The sequence below is a fragment of the Paenibacillus sp. J22TS3 genome, assembly GCF_018403205.1.
Taxonomy (GTDB): Bacteria; Bacillota; Bacilli; order Paenibacillales; family Paenibacillaceae; genus Fontibacillus; species Fontibacillus tuaregi.
The window spans coordinates 880818-901006 of the sequence record NZ_BOSF01000001.1; the positions used below are offsets into that span (position 1 = coordinate 880818).

The window sequence follows — 20189 nt, forward strand, 5'->3', positions numbered from 1 at the left end:
GCCAACAGGGGCTGATGTTTATGCGTGCGGAGGAACCGGATCCCCCGCTTGTGCTGTATTTTTGGATTTGCCTTCTTTAGGTTCTGTCTTTTTCGGCGTATCCACTTTCTTGGCTTTCTGCTCGCTCCAATATACCTCAGCAATCATATCTGCCAGAATCTTGGACGTGCGTTCCAGCTCTTCCTTAGTATTGTCAATTCCCCCAACCTCAATCAGCACACTGTTAGAAGAGAAGGATTGATTATATTCGCCATTCCCCTGAGCCGATGTCTTGCCCCATATTCCCCGGGAGACGCCAGGATAGCTTTTCTCCAGCCGACTGTGAATCTGGCTTGCAAAAGCCTCATTCTTGCGCCAATTCGGATTGGCGTGGCCTATAATAAAGTACACCTGCGCGTAGGTCGTGCCCTTAATGGTTGCTGTGGTCTTTTTATATGGCTGGGAATCTCTGTGGATATCAATGAAATATGTCAGATCCTTGTTCTGGGAGATTGCTTCCTTTACAGTCGCCCTGGAGTATTTATAGGAATAATTGTAGTTGTAGTTCTTCACGGTGGAGGCATAATCCGCTAGTGAGTGAAGGGTGGCAAGTCCTTTGCGCTCCAGTTCTTTGGACACCATACTGCCAACTAACCCGACATTCTTAGAAAAGTTGGCCGAGCTGGGGTTGTCGTCGGAAGCTCCCAGCAGCGGATTGTACGACTCTTGTGGATGTGAATGATAGATCATAACCACTTTTTTGCTCCCTGGTTTAGAGCCTTGACTTTTATCGGTAGAGTTCCCTTTCTTCCCGTTATCCTGGCCAGCCGGCTCCTTGTCCGGTGTGGCGTCAGCCCGCTGCGGCTTGTGGGAGTTCGGATTATAATCCTCAGGAGCATCCACCCCTTTATTTCCCGAGCCATTTCTTAACAGTACGGGGTTATTCGCGCCAAGACCCGGCACCTCACGGGCCAGCAGACTTTTAGGATCGGATGGATTCACATTAGTCAGCAGCTGAAATGCAAAATTCGTCATATTCTTGGCAGACAGGGCCGAGGGTCCCTGACCACTGCCGAGATGGGGAACCTCCATACCCACTATTTCCTCAAAAAAGCGGCTGGACAGCGAGGCCGCAAATCCCTTCATGGAAGACACCGGGGAACTATTCAAGCTCCGCTCCGTCAACCCGCCAATTGCCAGTAAAATAAAAAACACTATCGACAACACCATGAGCAGCATAAAGGTGCGGCCCATCGCGAGCACCTGCATCAACCTCTGTCTCCATCTGCCAATGTTCCAGGTTCTAAAAGATTTCATGGTTCCTTTCATCCTCCCTCTTAGCTGGTTGAGTAATTGACTCTTATACTCCAAATCTATGAACTGAGGCAAAAAGGTAGAACCTGGATTCTCACAAAAAAATAGAAGTCCGCTAGAATGCGAACTTCATAGATTGTATAAGTTGAACTTACATAAATGAACTTATGAAGGTTACCTTTTTGGGCGCTGCGATGCCGAGTGTTCCTACGACCACTGTTGTCTCCGAAATCCTTGAAATAGATATCCAAGTAGAGACATTTCGGAGACAAAGGCGGACGCTCCGCTTCTTCAGAATCACTCGTCTTCTTCGCTGAGATTGGTAAATTCTATAGTTCATTTTTTTATTCAACTTGATCTTAAGTTAGTGGGTATATGCTCCGACATTTTCCGCATTCACGGCTTGATGCAGTGATGCATTCAGCCCACTAGCGATGATATTGGCGATATCTTCAATGAACTCGTCAATTTCTTTGGGCGTCACAATAACATCGTGACCAAGCGGTTCAAGCACTTCTTTTACCAAGCCGAGCCTTTCCTGTTCACTGAGATCGGTAATCAGACCCATAATTTGCTTGGTCTGGCTGCTTCCCGTGCCGCCATGCTCCTGATCAAAGTGTTTGACCAACAAGTCAAATGTATTGTTGACAATCGTTGATGCGTAACAAACCGTCGGCACCCCAATCGCAATACAAGGGACGCCGAGAATCTCTTGGGTCAACCCCCGTCTTTTATTGCCGATTCCCGATCCCGGATGTATGCCTATGTCCGCAATCTGGATTGTTGTATTCAGACGGTCCAGCGATTTGGAAGCTAAGGCATCGATCGCAATAATGAGATCCGGCCTTGTCCGCTCCACAATACTTTGCACAATCTCACTGGATTCAATACCGGTAATCCCCAGCACTCCTGGTGCTATGGCGCTGACTTCCCGGTAACCGGGAGCGACCTGATCGGGGGCAAGCTGGAAGTAATGGCGGGTTACCAGCGCGTTCTCCACGACGAGTGGCCCCAGAGCATCTGGAGTCACATTCCAGTTACCCAGCCCGACAATAAGCACCTTATTCTCTGCCGTGATTCCAATCTTGTTCAGGAAACCCGTGAACTCCTGGACAAAGGTGGCTGTCACACGCTCCTGCAGACCGGTATCCTGATTCCTCAGCGCCGGCACCTCAATCGTGACATAATGCCCTTGAACTCTTCCAATCTGTCTGGAGGCTGATTCATTCAGCACGTCGAGACGGGTAACCTTAATACCATCATCCTCGGTAATTTGCTCATTCAATCCGGGGATAGGAGCACCGTGTACCCGTTCGGCAATCTCCTTCGCTTCCACTGCCAAATCCGTTCGTGTCACATACTGGCTTAAATCCAACGTCATTTCGTACAACCTCCTTGTCCACGTTTCCTATATTGTGCGGGAGAAACCTTGAGATTATACGAGAGATGTTTTATGATGAATTTATTGCTTTTTACTGGGCCCCATGCTAAAATATTTTAAGTTGTGAATTTTCGTAGATGCTTTACAGGAGGTGAATGCAATGCCTAACATTAAATCCGCCATCAAACGTGTGAAAACTAACGACAAACGCCGCGCGCTGAACGCTTCCCAAAAGTCCGCTCTTCGTACGGTTGTTAAAGCCGCTGATTCCGCACTGGCTAACAACGAAGTGGATACAGCTAAAGCCGCTTTCGCCGCAGCTTCCAAGAAATTGGATAAAGCTGTAACGAAAGGTTTGATCCATAAAAATGCAGCTGCTCGTAAGAAATCCCGCTTGGCAAAAAAATTGAACGCTCTTACAAAGCAAGCGTAAGGCGCTATTATATGTCAAATGCAAAAAACGGATGCTTCCTAACCTCGGAAGCATCCGTTTTTTGATGTCTGTTGACCTCATTTTCTCTCTTAAATGCAATTCTTGAATTATGTTCAGGGAATGAAGTTCAAAACCAAAGTCTAGAGGTTGGGTGGCCTTCGCTTGCCGATCACTTCTGAAAAAGCAGGCGGCAGACCAAATTAGTAAAGCGCCAGCCGAGGGATAACTCCTTAGACTGACGCTTTGCTTGCTTTTTAGACTAGGCACCCAAACCGAGAAGGAACATCTCAAGTCCAAGCACCTTATCAATCCGGCCGCTTTTCATCTTGTAATCCAGCTCAGCCAAATCGGACAAGGAACGACGCAGCCGCGCCGCTTCAAATTTGCGCGCCTGTTCACCAGCCACCTTCACTGCGTAGGGATGCAGTCCAAGCTGGGAAGCGATTTGCTGTTGGGAATAACTCTGCCCGCCAAGCTCTTTGACCTGAAGCATAATCCTGAACTGCCGCGCAATGAGTGCCGCGATCTTGATCGGCTCTTCCCGCTGCTTAAGCAGCTCATAAAAGGTGGAGAGGGCTTTCTCCAACCGGAGGTTTGCGATATCTTCAACCATAGCGAAGACATTCTGCTCGGTGGAACGGGCCACAAGCTGGTGAACATCCCCAGCTGTAATCACCCCCCCCTTTCCCGCATAGAGACAAAGCTTGTTGACTTCGGCGGACAATGCTGCCATCTGAACCCCGGCACTATCCAGCAATGCTTGGGCCGCAGACTCATCCATGATGCAGTCTCTCGTTTTAGCCTGCCGGATGACCCATCCAATCAGCTCATTCCCGCTTAGCGGCATGAAGGAGAGCACCTGCCCTTTAACCTTCATCGACTTTACAGTTTTCTTACGCTCATCGAGCTTGTCCCCATTCACAGTAAATACAACTACACTGTGCTCTGCCGGGTTATCCAGATAAGCTAGAAGACGGTCCACTTTGTGTTCAATCTTGCCGCCATCCTTCGCAGCTGAGAAGAGCGAGCTGTCCCGCACAAGAATGAGCTTGCGTTCAACCAGAAACGGCAGAGTCTCCGCCTCCTCAATCACAACCTCGATTGGAGTTTCCGACAGATCATAATGAACCACGGCAAAATCACGGTTCTCGGCATCTACAATTTGCTCCTGTACCAGATGAATGAACTCCTGAATTTGGTATTTCTCCGAACCGTAACATAAATATAATGGGGACACAGCCCCTTTTTTAATTTCTTTAACAGCTGTCTTTACATCCATACGTAACCCGAATCCCTCCTGCCTTTACCCCCTATATTGTATGTAAATCCTTAGGCAAAGTCTATCCTTCATCCGGCCGAAGGCTGCAGCGACCTTAGCTTATTAATCCACATAGGAAATAAGTCAGCACTTCCATGGCTATAAACAACAAAGAGACCCGCGCCAGGATGGCACTGAGGTCTCTTTGTCCCGGAGCATCTATATAAACGTCAGGTACGAAGGCTCTAGAAACCTTCTGCCTGGCGGTCATAGACGATCAGGAAGCCTATTGTTTCTTGTTACTTATTATATAACCTATTCATCAGGCTCTGAAAAGGTTCCTATTGTGACAAATTGGTGGAATTTGTCTTATCCTCATTATTCTCAACGGTATAAGTATAATCCTTCACCGTATCATCTAATGAAGTCTGGTAGCTGAAGGTTTTGCTGTCTTCAGACCATTCCCCTTTAACCCAATTTCCGTTCAGGGTAATATCGCTTAACAAGGTCCGGTCGTCTGTATTGTTAAGGTATACCTTCAGATGATCCTGTTCCACTTCGGCAACATACTTACCGTCCGGGGACAGCTTTATAGGCGAGGAGCTCATGATTCCCATAAAACCGTTATTATCTGGCGCCAATGGAATTTTTTCTTGAGTTTTCTCTGGAGACTTATCCTTGTTGACCACGGATTTGTCCTGGCCGCTCTGTTTGGTCTGAGTGCCGTCCACTTTCTTCTGATCCATTGACCGGTTCCCGGAAGAACCTGAGGCAGCTGATTTGTCCTGCTCCGTCACCTGTGAAGTGAACTCCTTATCCCCATCCGTAGTTGTCTTCTCCGGGCTGCCGCTTTTCTTTGTATCACTCTTGTGCGAAACCGGAGGAGCTGCTCCCTCTTTCTCTGTCCGCGTGGCGGCATGATCTGCTCCGCCCTGCTTGGCATCGCCCTGAACCTCCGCATTCTTCTTCACACCATCGGTCGATGGTTCCGAAGACTGCTTAGAAGAATCCTTTGGTGTTGGGTCAGAGTCAGCCGCTCCCGGGTCCACTTGGGTCGACACTTCTGCTCCCGCTGAACTTGAATTCTGTGTATCCTTCTTCAGCTGAGTCTGCTGTGAAGTTGGAGCAATCTCGGCATTAGGTATCGTCTCAGGCTGATACTGGTATATAAAGATCCCAAGAATAACAGCCGCAGCTGTTCCCAAGGCTGCCGGTACAGCAGTACGAGTACGCCAAAACGGGGTACGTTCCTTCTTGCTCCGGCTCGGAATGCTCTTCATCAGAGGAACTTCCGTTTCAGACACCTCAAGCGTGCTTCCTTCTTCATCACGGGCTCTGTCAATCTCGTCGAGTCTTGGGAGGATGGAGTCCACAATACTGAATTTAGGGGTGACTTCCGGAAGCTGATAGAGATTGTCAGACAATTGCTTCAATACATCATAGGTTCTGGCACAATCGTCACAGCTGCGAAGATGCTCTTTAAGCCGGGTAACTTCTTCTTCACTTAGATCCCCATCTAAGTAACGATGAATCCATTCCACCGCTTCCGGGCATTTCATCCTGATACACCACCTTTCTGATAATCTTGTAGTAGGTTTTGCAGCTGTTGTCTTGCTCTGAATAAATAAGATTTGACCGTATTCAGCGGAAGATCCAGGCAATCCGCAATTTCATTGTAAGATAAGTCCTGTACATATCTCAGTACCACAACCGAGCGGTGATGATCCGGAAGCTGATTGATCGCTTCCTGGATATCCTGTGCCAGATACGTTGACATCACCTGCCGCTCCACATTCTCTTTGCCTTGAAAAACCATCTCATGCTCTTCAATGGATACGGTAGGCTTACTCCTGCGGAATTTGTCAATACAGATATTGGTCACGATCCGCTGAACCCAGGTTTTGAACTGTGCTTTTTCTTCATAGGAGTTAATTTTCGTATAAACGCGGATCAGCGCTTCCTGGGCGGCATCATGGGCATCCTGCTCATTATTTAATATATAATAGGCTGTGCGATATACCTGTTGTTCTATTTCTCGCAATAGGGTAATTAAAGCGTCGCGATCGCCTGATTGAGCGGCTCTGATGAGTCCCTGCTCGACCACAAAGGATCCCCCTTCCTTGCAACTATACAGACGTTACATTTTAGTAATATGTTGCAATCCATCATTTCTTTTTTTCTCAAATATCTAGTTAAATTATATGGGTTCTTATGCCATAAGTCTCATCCTAGAATCATAACAGAAATCAGACATAGAGTCATCCGATCTGTTGTAACCAGAAAAGCGGGCTGCTTCGGTCATTTCCCCTCCAACCCGGCAAGTTTATGCCGCGTCACTAAGGCTCCTCCGCGCACCTGCATCTGTATCTCACCCATCCGGTCCGTCCGGTGGACAGCACTTCCTATGTCAGCCAGCCTGCCTAGAATTTCAGGATGGGGATGCCCATAGCTGTTCGATTCTCCTGCCGAGATTACTGAAGCCTGCGGCTTCCAATATTCAAGCCACTGAACAGAGGTTGATGTGCGGCTGCCGTGATGCGCCACTTTAAGCACATCCAGCTTGCCTGTAATGCGGGGTCCCCACAGTTCGGTTACTTCCCGTTCGGCAGCCTCATCCATATCCCCTGTGAACAGAAACCGCACCCCATCCATCTCCATGAGAAAGGCTATAGAAATGTGGTTCTGCTCTTTAATATAAGGCACTTGTCCATCTACCGCGTCAACCGGTTTAACAGGTGCAAGAAATGTAAGGATCGTACGGCGGTCCGGTTTGATCCGCTGCCCCGAAGCCGTCTTATAGATGGGAATCCGCTTCAATAAGGCGGTCTGTGCCAAGTCATGCATCGTTTTCGATTCAGCCAGGCTTCCATTCATCAATAGGGCATCGACGGGAATGGAGTCCAGCACCGCCTGCAGCCCCCCGATGTGGTCTTGATCGGCATGCGTTAATACAACAGCATCCAGCTTATGTATTCCTCTTTTCTTAAGGAGCGGAACCACTACCTTTGCCCCGACCTCATAAGGCTCCCTCTTCAGCTTCCAAGCCTCCTTCGGCTTGCCAAAGCTTACAGTCCCGCCTCCATCCACGAGAATATTGCGCCCCTCCGGGGTAATAATCAACGTACAATCTCCCTGCCCAACATCGATAAACTGAACGCTTCCTACTCCCTTTGGGGCTTCTGGCTGGTAGCCGTAAATGAGCAACCCAATTAAGGCAGCCCAGCATACGGTCTGCTGCGCAGGAAGCACGAGGCGGCTGCGCCACGAAACCGGGGGCAGCACTTTAGGTTGCCGGTTTCCGTACATTTCTGGAGTTAACGGTTCCGTCTCATCGGGCGAAGTGGAATTCCGCGCAAATGGGCCAGTCTCAGAGCTTCTTAAGCTTAGATGCAGCACTAGGATGACCAGTATGTAGTAGACAACAATCCACCATAGGGAGGGTGATTTCCATATTGTCATAAAACCGCTGCGCTCATTCATCCAGCCTGCTGCTGCAAAAGTCAGCCTGTTCAACAGCTCTACAGGATAAGCGATCAAGCGTCCCAAGGGAAGCCACACAAGTCCAAGCAGCAGAGCCGCCGTTCCGGCTGCCAGCGATAAGACACCCACTACAGGCACAATGATAAAGTTGGCTGCGAGCGACAACAGGGAGAACTGATTGAAATAATAAATGGTAAGCGGAAAAGAAACCACCTGTGCAACAAGAGTCATTGATGCAGCCATCCTAATTTTACCGGGTAAAAAGCTTAAGAGCGGGCTCACATAAGGCACAAGCACAATCAAGCCTCCTGTTACGATAAAAGACAGTTGGAAGCTGACATTAAACAAATAATAAGGTTCTAGGATCAGCATAAGCAGTGCGGCTGCAGCCAAAATATTCAGGGAATCCTTGAACATTCCCTTCCTTAGCAGGAATAAGCCCAACATCGACATCACCCCTGAGCGGATAACCGATGGGGTGAAACCGGTAATCAGAACATAGAAGGGGATGAACAGCATACATGTAAGCAGCGCTTTTTCCCTGCTGACTCTAAGGAGCCGGAGCAGCCAGAACAAGATAGCGATATTCAGTGCCACGTGACTCCCGGAAATGGCCAAAATATGTGTCAAACCTAATTCGGAGAAGTCACCGTAGGTTTCAGGGTCCAGTTCATCCGTCACCCCGATCAGCAGCCCCTTCATAAATCCTGCGTTCTTGTCGCTGAACAGCTGGCTGATGGTTGTACCCAGGTGACTTCTAAACTGGTCGTTCCAGCCAAGAATTGTGGTTGCTCCTAAGGACCCTGGTTGGGCAGTCCGCACATGCGCAGCTCCCTTGATCTTAAACAGCCAATGAATATGCTCCCTGTGCAAGTATTCCTGATAATCAAAGCCTCCGAAATTTCTGGAGGCAGAAGGTTGAACCAACGTCCCGCCGCTAAGATGCACTTTATGCCCGCGCTTCCAACCTGTCGACTTGTCCCGTTCTTCCTCATCTAAGAGACGTACTTGGGCAAGGATTGTTTCGGCCTTGGCATGGATCGTCACAGGCTCCCGTCCCGCAGGGGTTACAACCAGGCTTTCTAGTCTGATTCTGAAATCCACCCGGTCCCCATCTCGCTCCGGCTGGGAGACAATCTCTCCTGCGGCCTGGCTAACCACTGCCTCTTGAGGTTGGGAAACATCCCGAAATTCGGATATCTTAGCCGAGATTTGACTTATATTCTTCATTTCATTGTAGTTCCAGTACAATGCAGCACAAGTAAAAGTTACCCACAAAATCAAGCTTTTCTTCCAAGGGAGCGATGCCAACATTCCCACGAGAGGAACACACATCGTAATTCCTGCCCAAAACAGCCAAAACGATAAACCTGTAAAACTACTTGCCGCTGTGCTTCCTAGAATCCAGCAGCAGCATACTGCGAATAAAGGCCTGCGGTTCACCGGTCATCACTCTCCAAATCTATGATCTGACAAACAAGGTTTTTAATCATCGCTTCCGTCATAGTGTACTCTCAGACACCGGAACAGGAACCGGAACAACCAGTGAAACAATTAGTGGAACAGCAAGATGAGCAGCAAGATGAGCAGCAACCAGAGCAGCAACCAGAGCAGCAAAAAGAACCTCCTCCCGCTCAAAGCAGGATGAGGTTCTTCCTCTTGCATCATTATGAGTTGTTCAAACCTTTCCGGTTCCAAGTTGTAAAATTTGCACAGAGATTTGACTAGTCCCTAACCCCTTGCACCGTCTCCGGCGGAGGGTTATACGCCTCCAGCTGTCTGAACAGAATTCCCTTCTGTCCCATCATCGCCTTGACCTTCTCTGAATCTTTGGGATACGGACGGTGAAACACAATTTCAACAATACCGCTGTTGGCCAGCATATTGGCACAGGTCCAGCATGGCTGATCCGTGACATAGACACTGGAGCCTTCACGATCAATCCGGTCTGTGAACAGTAGTAGGTTCTGTTCCGCATGAATGGTCCGGATGCACCGCTGCTTCTTCACCATCTGTTCCTGGCCATCCACCTGGCGCATTTCATATTCCTCCACAATCATGCAGCCGGCCTCGGAACAATCAGGCACTCCAGAAGGAGCCCCGTTATAAGCAGTGCCGAGCAGCTTTTTGCCCTGAACCAGCACAGAGCCAACATGGCGTCTGCTGCACCGCGAGCGGGTAGAAACCATATAAGCAATATCCATGAAATAGGTATCCCAGTCTTTTCGCATATCTGGATTCATCTTCTCCATTCTCCTATCCTATAGTTCGATATAAGGCTTCATTTTTTCTAACATCTTGGGGCCAATGCCTTTGACCTGAGTGAGATCGGACACCTTCTTGAAATCCCCATGCTTGTCCCTGTATTCTACTATAGCCGCGGCCTTTTTCGCACCGATCCCCGGAATATTCTGAAGACCCGCAAGATCAGCCTTGTTAATACTAATCAGCTTACCGGACGGGGCCTCCTCCACTGATTTGCCCGTATTCCTTTCCTCAGCCTTCTTTTCGGAAGAAGACTCACCTGGCCTACTGATGGGCCCAGCTCCACCAGCCGCTTCCTCGCCCTTAGAAGATTTGCCCGATCTGATATTTTCAGAACTCGTCTTAGGCCGCTCCTCAGCAATACGATTACGTTCAGAGCTCTCCTTGGAGTCCAACGCCTCAGCAACCTGTGGGTTGACCGGCACCCAGCCATCCAGTCCTGACGGCCCCCTTCCTCCTACAGCAAACAGCATTAGACCAGCCCCTGCTATAGCAGATACAACTGCTGTAACCAGTGTCTTTCGAACCATCCTTCCATCTCCAATCCTGAATCTATAAATTCGTAGTCATGAATATCTGTCTGAGCCGCATACATTGTAAACGACGAGCCGCGCCTTCGCGCAGAAGGAGAGATATCTGTGATGAAAATAGGATTCATCGGAACAGGAAGCATGGGAAGTCTTCTCATTGAGTCATTTCTCCGTTCCGGAGCCTTACAACCTCGGCAGATTACAGCAAGCAGCCGGTCTGGTGTCCGGAGTGAACGCCTTGCAGCGAGATATCCGGGGCTTAAAGCAACGGACAGCAACGTCCAAACCGTTCTGAATAGCGATATTATATTCCTGTGCATTAAACCACTGGAATTCCATGGTGTCTTAACTGAAATTCAAAGTTCACTAAATCCCAAGCAAATTGTTGTTTCTATTACAAGTCCCGTTCTAATCAACCATCTGGAAAAGATATTGCCCTCCAAGGTGGCCAAGATTATCCCGAGCATTACCCACTCCGTGTTAAGCGGCGCCTCCCTGTGCATGTATGGTCAGCGAATTCAGCCCGAAGACCGGCTCCTGCTGGAACAGCTTATCTCCTCCGTAGGCATCCCTGTGCTCACCCCGGAAGAGCATGTCCGGGCAGCCTCGGATATTTCCAGCTGTGGTCCGGCGTTTCTAGCCTATATTCTTCAGCTCTGGGCTGATTCTGCTGCCGACCTGACCGGGATATCCCGCCAGGCCGCCATTCAATTAGGAGCACAAATGCTGCTTGGTACGGGCCGTCTCCTTACCGAAGGGGGGTTCTCTCCCGAACAACTTAGGCAGAGAGTTGCTGTCCCCGGCGGTGTAACTGCGGAAGGCCTTTCCGTACTCAAGCAGCATTTATCATCAGTATTTCCAGAGCTGATCCAGGCCACAGCCAGTAAACATAAACATGATCTGGCGAAGCTGGATACCCTCTTCAGCGGGACCGAAGAGACGCTGGATTAACCGGCTACAATATTTACAAGTTTACCCGGAACGGCAATCACCTTGCGGATCGTCTTGCCTTCAATCGCCCGCTTCACGTTTGGAAGCTCCATCGTGAACTCCTGCATCGCTGCCTGGTCCAGATCTTTGGCAATTTTGGCCCGGTCTACAATCTTACCGTTCACCTGTACAACAATTTCTACTTCAGCATCCACGGTCCAGGCTTCATCGTAAGCCGGCCATGGAACATAGGTTACACTTTCATTGTGGCCCAGACGCTGCCACAATTCTTCAGCGATATGCGGCGCGAGCGGTGAGAGAAGCTGTACGAAGTTCGCAGCCGCTGCCTTAGGAACAACATCTGTCTTGTATGCTTCATTAATAAAGATCATCAGCTGGCTGATCGCGGTATTGAAACGGAGTCCTTCCAAGTCCTCTGTAACTTTCTTGATGGTCTTGTGCCAGGTGCGCTTGAAGTCATCGCTGCCCTCTCCATCTACGATCTTCGGACTGATTGCTCCGTCCTCCCCGATAAACAGACGCCATACCCGGGACAAGAAACGGTAAGTGCCTTCCACACCATTCGAATTCCAAGGTTTGGTTGCCTCAAGCGGCCCCATGAACATTTCATAGATGCGCAGCGTATCCGCACCGAACTCACTCACAATTTCATCCGGATTGATGACGTTCCCGCGGGATTTACTCATCTTCTCATTGTTGGTGCCAAGAATCATTCCCTGGTTAACCAGCTTGTGGAACGGTTCCTTGGTGGAAACTACGCCAAGATCGTACAGCACCTTGTGCCAGAACCGGGCATACAGCAAGTGAAGCACCGCATGTTCGGCACCACCGATGTACAGATCAACCGGAAGCCATTCCTTCTGCTTCTCTGGCGAACAAAGCTCCTTATCATTATGAGGGTCAATGAACCGGAGATAGTACCAGCAGCTGCCTGCCCATTGCGGCATAGTATTGGTCTCACGGCGTGCCGGAAGGCCAGTTTCCGGATCGGTCGTGTTCACCCATTCCGTCACATTCGCCAGAGGTGACTCTCCAGTACCCGATGGTTTGATCTGATCCACTTCTGGAAGCACTAATGGGAGCTGGTCCACAGGAACCGGCTTCATCGTGCCGTCTTCCAAATGAAGAATCGGAATCGGCTCTCCCCAATACCGCTGGCGGCTGAACAGCCAATCACGCAGACGGTAAGTTACCTTGCCTTTCCCTTTCCCCTGCTCTTCAAGCCAGGCGATGGCTTTCTTGATCGCTTCCTCATTATTCAGCCCATTCAGGAAGTCCGAATTGATATGCTCCCCGTCACCGGCATAAGCCTCCTTGCTGAGGTCACCACCGGATACTACCTCGATAATAGGGAGATCAAACTGCTTGGCGAATTCATAATCCCGCTCGTCATGACCCGGTACGGCCATAATCGCACCCGTTCCATAACCCGCCAGAACGTAATCCGCGATCCAGATCGGCAGCTTCGCGCCATTTACCGGATTTATCGCGTAAGCGCCGGTGAAGACACCACTCTTCTCCTTGGCAAGGTCTGTACGCTCCAGATCGCTCTTGCGTGCGGCCTGTTCCTGATAGGCCTTTACAGCTTCCCGGCGGTCTTCGGTCGTAATCGTGTCCACCAGAGCGTGCTCAGGAGCAAGCACCGCATAGCTCGCGCCGAACAAAGTATCCGGCCGTGTCGTGAATACAGTTAGCGAAGCCTCATGCCCTTCAATCGCAAAATCAACCTCAGCTCCCTTAGACTTGCCAATCCAGTTCCGCTGCATATCCTTAATGCTCTCGGACCAATCCAGATCCTCCAGGTCTTCAAGGAGCCGCTCCGCATATTCCGTAATCTTGAGCACCCATTGGCGCATCGGCTTGCGGATAACCGGGTGTCCGCCGCGCTCGCTCAGACCGTCGATAACCTCTTCGTTAGCAAGCACGGTACCCAGTGCCGGACACCAGTTAACCGGTACCTCCGCGACATAAGCCAAACCTTTGTTGTACAGCTGGATGAAGATCCACTGTGTCCATTTATAATATTCAGGGTCTGTCGTACTGATCTCTCTATCCCAGTCATACGAGAATCCGAGGGACTTAATCTGGCGGCGGAAGTTGTCAATATTCTTCACGGTAATATGGCGGGGATGTTCTCCTGTATCCAGTGCGTGCTGCTCCGCAGGAAGACCGAATGCGTCCCAGCCCATTGGATGAAGAACATTGTAGCCGCGCATCCGCTTATAACGGGATACGATATCTGTGGCTGTATATCCCTCCGGGTGCCCTACGTGCAGACCCGCTCCTGAGGGATACGGGAACATATCCAGTGCGTAAAATTTCGGCTTGCCGGCATCCTCCCGGGTCTTGAAGGTCTGGTGCTCATCCCAATAAGCCTGCCATTTCGGCTCAATCGCTTGCGGATGATAACCGTGATTCGTTACGTTTTTGTCTGTCATAGAAAATCCTCCTTAGAAATACACAGCTCTGTACCTTGTACATGTCTGTTCACAAAAAAACCTCTCAATCCATAGCGTTATTACCGCTAGGGACGAGAGGAATATTCCCGTGGTACCACCCTAGTTAGCGCGAAAAGCATGCTTTGCCTGCGCTCACTTTAGCACCCTTAACGCGGGTGTAACGATGAATGTTCACTTGGACTTGCCATGGGGGCATCCCCCGGCACAATCCGAAGCTTGCATCATAACTCCGAGGCGAGTTCATTACAGACTCATCAACCGGTTCGCACCCCCACCGGCTCTCTGGGTGAATTGTTCTGAATTACTGTTCCTCATCATAGTTCAAATATCCATTTAATTACCCATAATTATATGCATAACTTCCCTTGACGTCAATGCCGCAGCTCTCTAAGGGGCCACTTGTTTGGGACAAAAAGAGGGAACCAATATTAGACTTGGAAAGCCTTAGTCTTCTCAAACAGTTTATTCGTAAGCACCATTAATTCCTCGGATGAGGATGTAATTTCTTCCATAATCGCCGTTTCCTCATGAGCTGTGTTTGAGATCATCTTAGCTCCTTCAGAGAAGGTGTTTGTCATGATTAGAATTTCGTTCGCGCTCTGATGAGTCCGTTCCACCCTTTGAGTCTGTGCGGACACCGTGGACTCGATTAAGTTAACCGCTTCCACAAAGCGCTCTGCAATACCGAACAGTTGATCCAGCGTTGCTGCTGCCGATTGGGTGTGAACCGATTCCTTTTGAACCAATGCGGTCTGTTGATTAATCAGCTCTACCGTCTCGCTTACTTTAGACTGGACCCGGCTGATCAGTTCTGTAATTTGCAGTACGGATTCAGAGCTCTGACTTGCAAGCTTGCGGATTTCCTGGGCCACCACCGCGAACCCATAACCGTGTTCACCAGCCCTAGAAGCTTCAATGGAAGCATTGAGGGCAAGCAGGTGTGTCTGCTCGGCAATTTCTTTTACTGTGCTTGTAATCGCCTCAATATCGCTCGCTTCCTGTTCTAACCGGGCAACGGTCTCCTTGGACACCGTATAGGAAGAGGTCAGTTTGGACATCCCCTCAGTTAAATGAGAGAGCGTGCTCTTGGTGCTGGCAACCGAATCAGACATCGTACTTGAAAGCTGAAGCATCTGTACGGATTTGGCCTGCATCGCCTTAAACTCATTCAGCATCTCATCAGCAATCTGCAAGGATTGCTCTGATGACAGTCTTTGCTTCTCCACCCCGTGATAAATATCATCCACGACTACAGACATCGATTCGATCTGTCCCGTTGCCATTGTAATGGCCTCACCTAGAGTTTCGGCATTCTTGGACGTAATCTGAGAGCTGGATGAAATATCATGGATGATCTCTTTAATATTACAGATCATTACCCCGAAGGCGTCATAGAGCACTTTGATCTCGTCTTCGGATTTACGCTCAGGCAGCTTCACAAGCAGATTCCCCATGGAGGCTTCTTTTGCCGTATCCGCCAAGCGGACAATCGGCTTGGTCAGCCATTTCGAAATCACATAACCTAATATCCCGCTCCACAGCACGCCAAGCAGTAGAATAATGGTGATGTAAAGCCAATCCTGTAGGGAGGAAGCCAGAAAGGACTTCAAGAAGAAGATAAAGAAAGCGCTTGTACCATACGTTACGGCGGAAATAAAAATAAAACCGGCTACCATTTTAGAGCTTAACGACAATTTCAAAACATTCACCTCGTAAGATTAGTAAAGAGTGCACAGGACGGAGGACAACCGGCTGTTCCTCCGGCAGCGTTTCACGGGTAACACCCCTTCGTTGAACAAGCAGGTTTATTTTGTTACTATTTTCCTAATTATAAATCTATTTGCCTATTAAATATAGATGCAATTTCCAATAATATGTTGAATTATTGAAAAAAGGGGACTTTTCTATGTTCCATATTCATAAGGCCTTTGACATCTTTGGAAGAACAAATATAATAAATCCATGGATTATTTGACGATATTCAAAGCCTTGGCTAACGAAACCCGCCTGCAGATCCTGCAATGGCTTAAAGAGCCTGGGCAGAATTTCCCGAGCGGATCTCTATCAGACGAACACGATTTCAAAGACGGCATCTGTGTTGGCAAGATTCAAGAGAAGGCGGGGATGTCCCAATCCACCACCTCTCAATATTTATCCCTGCTTCAACGCTCCGGACTGCTTGAAGCTAGACGCATAGGTCAATGGACGTACTACCGCAGAAATGAGGAAGCCATCCGTCGATTGGCCGAGTATATTGGAAAGGAGCTATAGCATCCTCTTTACTACAGGCTTGCAGCCGCTCTCATTATGTATCGGCGCGCAGCTGCCTATATGTTACACGCTTAAGTCATGGAAAAAAAATCAGCCGGCCATCCTTGAGATGACCGGCTTGACTTCTAATTCAACTATTTATTTTACCGCCACGAAAAAGAGTCTGGCTGCATCCTCTTCCGCTTCTACCCATTCAAAGTCAGCGTAGCAGTTTACTTTGGAGAATCCGCATTTCAGCAGCTCCAGCTTTAGCCAGTCCGCCTCATAGGCCCGCTGCACATGAGTTTCCTCGAATCTCCGGTACATGTCCTGGCCGCTTTCCTGCTCACGGGCAAAGATCGTCAGATGGTGCTCGATCTCATTGCGGAATGCATCTCTCTCACAGGTCCAGATATAGGAGACTGATTTCTCGTCCCAAATAAATGGCTGTTCCTCCTCATACCTCTTAAGGGTATTCGGGTGATGAACATCAAAGATAAACGTTCCCCCAGCTTTAAGTCCGTCAAAGGTCCGCTTGAACGTCCGGATCACGTCTTCCTTTTCCAACAAATAATTAAGACAATCGCAAAAAGAGATGACGGAATCCACCGGCTCCGGCATTTCCCAATCCCGCATGTCCTGTTGAACCCAGCGGACCGAGCCTTCCCGGAACAGTCTGCTGCCTTTGGGGGACTGCTCCAGCTTACGCCTGGCCACAGCCAGCATATCTGGGGACAAGTCCATTCCCGTGACTTCAAACCCTGAGTTGACCAGAGGAATCGTGATGCTGCCCGTACCGCAGCCAAGCTCAACCACGGTCCTCGGCATGCCGTGTCTTTGCCACGCTTCTCTTGCAAATCTGATCCAGTCGGGGTAGGGCATGTCCTCCATTAATTCATCATATACATAAGCAAACTTTCGATAGGATGCCATGATATCCAACCCCGCTTTCCATACAAAGCTTAAGCCTGAACGTCCCCGTCACCAGGGCCAGGGTTATTATTGTCCCCTGTCTTGTCCGTGATAAGATACGTCCAGTTCTCCTCTTGACGAATCTTCCCGTCTTTCATCAGCTTGCCCATGGCGCGTTTGAACGCCGATTTGCTGATCCCGAACCGCTGCTTGATCACATCCGGCGGAGTCGCATCCGAATAAGGCATTCCTCCGCCCGGCCGGTTCTCCAAGAACGCCAGAATCTTCTCAGCGTCTTCATTGCGGCCGATCTCCTTGCGGGGTGCCATAGAGAGATTGACACGTCCATCCTCCCGGATATGCGCCACCCGGACTTGAACGCGCTCCCCGAGTCGGAGCAGACGGCTGCGCTCTGAAGAATGGATCATGCCGATCGCGCCGAAGCCAAGAACCCCTCCTTGGACGACAACGAATGTTCCCATTTGAAGCGGCTTATAGACAATGGCCTCCAGCCACTGGTTATTCCATGTGGTGGGAGCATGGAAAGCAAGCGGAGCCAATTCCTGTTCTCCGGCCGCCTTGGCTTTGAGCCGTCCCTGCTTGTCATGCTCCATGATGACATAGACCTTGTCGCCCACCTGCGGATGCAGTTCTTTCAATTCCGGCAGCTCCCGGATGGGAAGCAGCAGCTGTCTTCCCAGCCCCATCTCCAGAAAACATCCCAGTCTTGGGTGGACATCCGCCACTTCCAGCAATCCCAGCTCACCAAGCGTAAGATAAGGCTTCTTCATGGTCGCCGCGAGACGGTCCTCGGTATCATAGAATAGAAACACTTCCACAGTCTCCCCCGGCTCCACCTTCCGGGTAAGCTCCGTGTAATGCAGGAGAACGTCCTCCGAGCCATTGGTCAGGAAGAAACCGTAAGGTGAGATCTCCCTGTCAATCGGAAGGGAGACTACAGTGCCCGCAATTAGACTCATACAGTCTCAACCACTTTAGCGTCCGACCACAGACGCTCAATATTATAATATTCGCGCTCGTCCCTATGGAAGATGTGGACCACTACATCACCCAGATCCATCAGCACCCAGCGGGCCGAGTCCATGCCTTCAATCCCTCGGATGTTCGCACCAGCATCGTGGGCACGCTTGCGGATTTCCGTAGCGATCGCCTGCACCTGTGTATCGGAGTTCCCGTGGCAGATGACGAAGTAATCCGCAATCAGCGAAATTCCCTTCAAATCCAGGGCCACGATGTTTGCCGCCTTTTTATCGTCTGCCGCTTCAATCGCGATGTTAAGCAGTTCATTTGAGCTTATTGTCATTCATTTACCTCCTAGAATAGTAAAAGCGATGTTCACATTAGAACAAAATCACTTCAATTGCCGGACCAAATCATTGCGCGCAAGCACGGTCAGCGGATAGATGACCTTCCTCTTCTCCAACAAAAAACTGATCGTGGAGTCAAGTCCCGCTACCAGCCCCTCTTCAAGGCTATGATTAGCCAGTTCCCTTATATTATTCACACCCGGGAAGTCTCTTCCCGGTTCAATGTAATCCGCAAGACAAATGACTTTATCCAGCAGGGTCATTCCCACCCGGCCTGAAGTATGATAGCGAATAGCATCCAGAATCTCTTCGTCCTCAATCCCATACTCATGTCTAGCCACATGATAGCCGACTTCCGCGTGCCACAACTGTTTGTCATTGGCGAGAAGATCCTGATCCAGATCATTCTCATGGATAACCCGCTCCTGCTTATCAATAGGCCAGAACTTAGCCACATCATGCATCAGGGCCGCAAGATCTGCCTTCACGGGATCTGCCCCATACTGCTTAGCCAGAACCACAGCGGAGTGCATCACACCCTCCGTATGTTTCCAGCGCTTCTCCGGCATTTGGCCAGAGACCGCTTTAATCAGTTCCTCCCTGCTGTACCGCATAAATCCCGCTCCTTATCATGTATTCATATACACTTTCAGGCACCATGTAGCGGACTGACTGTCCACGGGCGATTCGCTTGCGGATCAGGCTTGAGGAAATGTCCACCAGCGGCATCTCCGCCAGACAAACCGCTTCTTCAATGTACTCTGGAAGCGAATCCAGCTCCAGCATGCTTCCCGGACGCTGCAGGCCTATGAACGTCACCATCCGCACCAGCTCTTCAATCCCTTCCCACTTGGGAAGGTAGTTGATCATGTCCGCGCCGATAATGAAGTGGAACCGGATATCCGGATGCAGGCGCTGCAGCTCTTTCATTGTATCAATGGTATAGGAAATACCACCGCGCTTGAGCTCAATATCAAGCGGTTTGAATGCTGGATTACCCGCAATGGCTGCGGTCACCATCTCAAGGCGCATTTGCCCGCTAACGCCCGCTTTCCGCTTATGCGGAGGAAGGTGGGAGGGCATGAACCAGACCTCCTCCAGTGCGAACTGGTCCCTGGCAGCCTCCGCCACCAGCAGGTGTCCCACGTGAATCGGATCAAAAGCCCCACCCATGATGCCTATTCTCCTCATAACCTACAGTCCCTTCGGCATTAGTTCTTGGGAAGCTCGATCTGCTTGTTCTCCCGCGATTCCTTATAAAGCACAATCGTTCTTCCAATCACCTGCACAAGTTCAGAGCCTGAGCCTTCAGCAAGTTCTTGACCAATCTGCTTCGGGTCTTCTATGCAATTGTTCAGCACCGATAACTTGATGAGCTCCCGTGTTTCGATAGCTTCATCAATATGACGAAGAATCTGCTCATTCGTCCCCCCCTTGCCTACCTGAAAGATCGGCTGCAGATGATGGGCGAGACTGCGTAGATAACGTTTTTGTTTGCCTGTAAGCATATATGTTCATAACTCCTTAAACAGCCGGACCTTCGTAGAAGCAATCTTCTTCGTCCGGGCTGATGTATTCTTAATATTTGTTAAATATATAAAATGAACTTATTAAGGTTACCCTTATGGGGCGCTGCGATGCCGAGTGTT

20 protein-coding genes and 1 other annotated feature are annotated in these 20189 nt (G+C 49.7%); of the genes, 4 read left to right on the top strand and 16 right to left on the bottom strand.

Annotated elements, in window-relative coordinates:
- Positions 1-18 precede the first annotated feature (18 nt).
- Together KJS63_RS04185 and gpr are read right to left on the bottom strand one after the other, a co-directional pair.
- Positions 19-1296 carry a stage II sporulation protein P gene (locus tag KJS63_RS04185; RefSeq protein WP_213618033.1) on the bottom strand — a complete coding sequence of 426 codons (1278 nt, stop codon included), beginning with the start codon at positions 1294-1296 and terminating at the stop codon, positions 19-21.
- A gap of 361 nt (positions 1297-1657) precedes the next feature.
- Entirely contained in the window at positions 1658-2674 is a 1017-nt protein-coding gene (gene gpr, locus KJS63_RS04190; RefSeq protein WP_213618034.1) for a GPR endopeptidase, read from the bottom strand.
- Between the two features lie 160 nt (positions 2675-2834).
- On the opposite strand from gpr, the gene rpsT reads away from it, so the two are divergent.
- Complete coding sequence (gene rpsT, locus KJS63_RS04195) at positions 2835-3107, top strand: 30S ribosomal protein S20 (protein WP_068616180.1); 273 nt, start codon at positions 2835-2837, stop codon at positions 3105-3107.
- Positions 3108-3366: 259 nt separating this feature from the next.
- Here rpsT and holA read toward each other — a convergent pair whose 3' ends face one another.
- The 4 genes from holA to KJS63_RS04215 all read right to left on the bottom strand — a co-directional run bounded on the left by holA (position 3367) and on the right by KJS63_RS04215 (position 9288).
- Positions 3367-4386 carry a DNA polymerase III subunit delta gene (gene holA / locus KJS63_RS04200; RefSeq protein WP_213618035.1) on the bottom strand — a complete coding sequence of 340 codons (1020 nt, stop codon included), beginning with the start codon at positions 4384-4386 and terminating at the stop codon, positions 3367-3369.
- Positions 4387-4706: 320 nt separating this feature from the next.
- On the bottom strand, positions 4707-5924 hold the full coding sequence (locus KJS63_RS04205; RefSeq protein WP_213618036.1) for an anti-sigma factor: 1218 nt from the start codon (positions 5922-5924) through the stop codon (positions 4707-4709).
- Positions 5921-6469, bottom strand: coding sequence for an RNA polymerase sigma factor (locus KJS63_RS04210; protein ID WP_068616173.1), 549 nt, complete (start codon positions 6467-6469; stop codon positions 5921-5923). The genes KJS63_RS04205 and KJS63_RS04210 overlap by 4 nt, the downstream gene beginning before the upstream one ends.
- A 194-nt stretch (positions 6470-6663) precedes the next feature.
- Complete coding sequence (locus KJS63_RS04215; RefSeq protein WP_213618037.1) at positions 6664-9288, bottom strand: ComEC/Rec2 family competence protein; 2625 nt, start codon at positions 9286-9288, stop codon at positions 6664-6666.
- 102 nt (positions 9289-9390) lie between these two features.
- On the opposite strand from KJS63_RS04215, the gene KJS63_RS04220 reads away from it, so the two are divergent.
- Entirely contained in the window at positions 9391-9573 is a 183-nt protein-coding gene (locus KJS63_RS04220) for a hypothetical protein (protein WP_213618038.1), read from the top strand.
- Here KJS63_RS04220 and KJS63_RS04225 read toward each other — a convergent pair.
- Positions 9570-10088, bottom strand: coding sequence for a deoxycytidylate deaminase (locus KJS63_RS04225; RefSeq protein WP_213618039.1), 519 nt, complete (start codon positions 10086-10088; stop codon positions 9570-9572). The genes KJS63_RS04220 and KJS63_RS04225 overlap by 4 nt on opposite strands.
- An 18-nt stretch (positions 10089-10106) precedes the next feature.
- The gene (locus KJS63_RS04230; RefSeq protein WP_213618040.1) at positions 10107-10640 is read right to left on the bottom strand and encodes a ComEA family DNA-binding protein; all 534 of its coding nucleotides are present in this window, start codon (positions 10638-10640) and stop codon (positions 10107-10109) included.
- Between the two features lie 111 nt (positions 10641-10751).
- On the opposite strand from KJS63_RS04230, the gene comER reads away from it, so the two are divergent.
- Positions 10752-11591 (top strand): late competence protein ComER, encoded by an 840-nt coding sequence (comER, locus tag KJS63_RS04235; RefSeq protein ID WP_213618330.1) that lies wholly within the window; start codon positions 10752-10754, stop codon positions 11589-11591.
- Here comER and leuS read toward each other — a convergent pair.
- Positions 11588-14029: a leucine--tRNA ligase gene (gene leuS / locus KJS63_RS04240; protein WP_213618041.1), complete on the bottom strand. Its 2442-nt coding sequence runs from the start codon at positions 14027-14029 to the stop codon at positions 11588-11590. The genes comER and leuS overlap by 4 nt on opposite strands.
- Before the next feature lie 85 nt (positions 14030-14114).
- Positions 14115-14377, bottom strand: a binding site (T-box leader).
- A gap of 101 nt (positions 14378-14478) precedes the next feature.
- Complete coding sequence (locus KJS63_RS04245) at positions 14479-15759, bottom strand: methyl-accepting chemotaxis protein (protein ID WP_306432878.1); 1281 nt, start codon at positions 15757-15759, stop codon at positions 14479-14481.
- Between the two features lie 253 nt (positions 15760-16012).
- Between KJS63_RS04245 and KJS63_RS04250 the strand changes: the two genes are divergently transcribed.
- The gene (locus tag KJS63_RS04250; protein WP_213618043.1) at positions 16013-16321 is read left to right on the top strand and encodes an ArsR/SmtB family transcription factor; all 309 of its coding nucleotides are present in this window, start codon (positions 16013-16015) and stop codon (positions 16319-16321) included.
- A gap of 138 nt (positions 16322-16459) precedes the next feature.
- Here KJS63_RS04250 and KJS63_RS04255 read toward each other — a convergent pair whose 3' ends face one another.
- Genes KJS63_RS04255 through yhbY form a run of 6 tightly spaced genes read right to left on the bottom strand, consistent with a single transcriptional unit; the run spans position 16460 to position 20048 of the window.
- Complete coding sequence (locus KJS63_RS04255; protein WP_213618044.1) at positions 16460-17233, bottom strand: class I SAM-dependent DNA methyltransferase; 774 nt, start codon at positions 17231-17233, stop codon at positions 16460-16462.
- A 29-nt stretch (positions 17234-17262) separates the two neighbouring features.
- Positions 17263-18192 (bottom strand): CvfB family protein, encoded by a 930-nt coding sequence (locus KJS63_RS04260; protein WP_213618045.1) that lies wholly within the window; start codon positions 18190-18192, stop codon positions 17263-17265.
- Positions 18189-18536: a ribosome silencing factor gene (gene rsfS / locus KJS63_RS04265; protein WP_068616154.1), complete on the bottom strand. Its 348-nt coding sequence runs from the start codon at positions 18534-18536 to the stop codon at positions 18189-18191. The genes KJS63_RS04260 and rsfS overlap by 4 nt, the downstream gene beginning before the upstream one ends.
- 48 nt (positions 18537-18584) lie before the next feature.
- A complete protein-coding gene (yqeK, locus tag KJS63_RS04270; protein ID WP_213618046.1) occupies positions 18585-19154 on the bottom strand; it encodes a bis(5'-nucleosyl)-tetraphosphatase (symmetrical) YqeK in 570 nt (189 codons plus the stop codon).
- Positions 19126-19731, bottom strand: coding sequence for a nicotinate-nucleotide adenylyltransferase (locus KJS63_RS04275; RefSeq protein ID WP_213618047.1), 606 nt, complete (start codon positions 19729-19731; stop codon positions 19126-19128). Before KJS63_RS04275 ends, yqeK begins: the two co-directional genes overlap by 29 nt.
- 20 nt (positions 19732-19751) lie before the next feature.
- The gene (gene yhbY, locus KJS63_RS04280; protein WP_068616147.1) at positions 19752-20048 is read right to left on the bottom strand and encodes a ribosome assembly RNA-binding protein YhbY; all 297 of its coding nucleotides are present in this window, start codon (positions 20046-20048) and stop codon (positions 19752-19754) included.
- Between the last annotated feature and the right edge of the window lie 141 nt (positions 20049-20189).

Bases quoted from the DNA above. Each gene is read 5' to 3' on its own strand.
- KJS63_RS04255 (WP_213618044.1), bottom strand. From the start codon at position 17,233: ATGGCATCCTATCGAAAGTTTGCTTATGTATATGATGAATTAATGGAG.
- KJS63_RS04225 (WP_213618039.1), bottom strand. From the start codon at position 10,088: ATGAATCCAGATATGCGAAAAGACTGGGATACCTATTTCATGGATATT.
- KJS63_RS04205 (WP_213618036.1), bottom strand. From the start codon at position 5,924: ATGAAATGCCCGGAAGCGGTGGAATGGATTCATCGTTACTTAGATGGG.
- yqeK (WP_213618046.1), bottom strand. From the start codon at position 19,154: ATGCGGTACAGCAGGGAGGAACTGATTAAAGCGGTCTCTGGCCAAATG.
- holA (WP_213618035.1), bottom strand. From the start codon at position 4,386: ATGGATGTAAAGACAGCTGTTAAAGAAATTAAAAAAGGGGCTGTGTCC.
- gpr (WP_213618034.1), bottom strand. From the start codon at position 2,674: ATGACGTTGGATTTAAGCCAGTATGTGACACGAACGGATTTGGCAGTG.
- yhbY (WP_068616147.1), bottom strand. From the start codon at position 20,048: ATGCTTACAGGCAAACAAAAACGTTATCTACGCAGTCTCGCCCATCAT.
- KJS63_RS04250 (WP_213618043.1), top strand. From the start codon at position 16,013: ATGGATTATTTGACGATATTCAAAGCCTTGGCTAACGAAACCCGCCTG.
- KJS63_RS04230 (WP_213618040.1), bottom strand. From the start codon at position 10,640: ATGGTTCGAAAGACACTGGTTACAGCAGTTGTATCTGCTATAGCAGGG.
- KJS63_RS04185 (WP_213618033.1), bottom strand. From the start codon at position 1,296: ATGAAATCTTTTAGAACCTGGAACATTGGCAGATGGAGACAGAGGTTG.
- KJS63_RS04260 (WP_213618045.1), bottom strand. From the start codon at position 18,192: ATGAGTCTAATTGCGGGCACTGTAGTCTCCCTTCCGATTGACAGGGAG.
- KJS63_RS04275 (WP_213618047.1), bottom strand. From the start codon at position 19,731: ATGAGGAGAATAGGCATCATGGGTGGGGCTTTTGATCCGATTCACGTG.
- comER (WP_213618330.1), top strand. From the start codon at position 10,752: ATGAAAATAGGATTCATCGGAACAGGAAGCATGGGAAGTCTTCTCATT.
- leuS (WP_213618041.1), bottom strand. From the start codon at position 14,029: ATGACAGACAAAAACGTAACGAATCACGGTTATCATCCGCAAGCGATT.
- rpsT (WP_068616180.1), top strand. From the start codon at position 2,835: ATGCCTAACATTAAATCCGCCATCAAACGTGTGAAAACTAACGACAAA.
- rsfS (WP_068616154.1), bottom strand. From the start codon at position 18,536: ATGACAATAAGCTCAAATGAACTGCTTAACATCGCGATTGAAGCGGCA.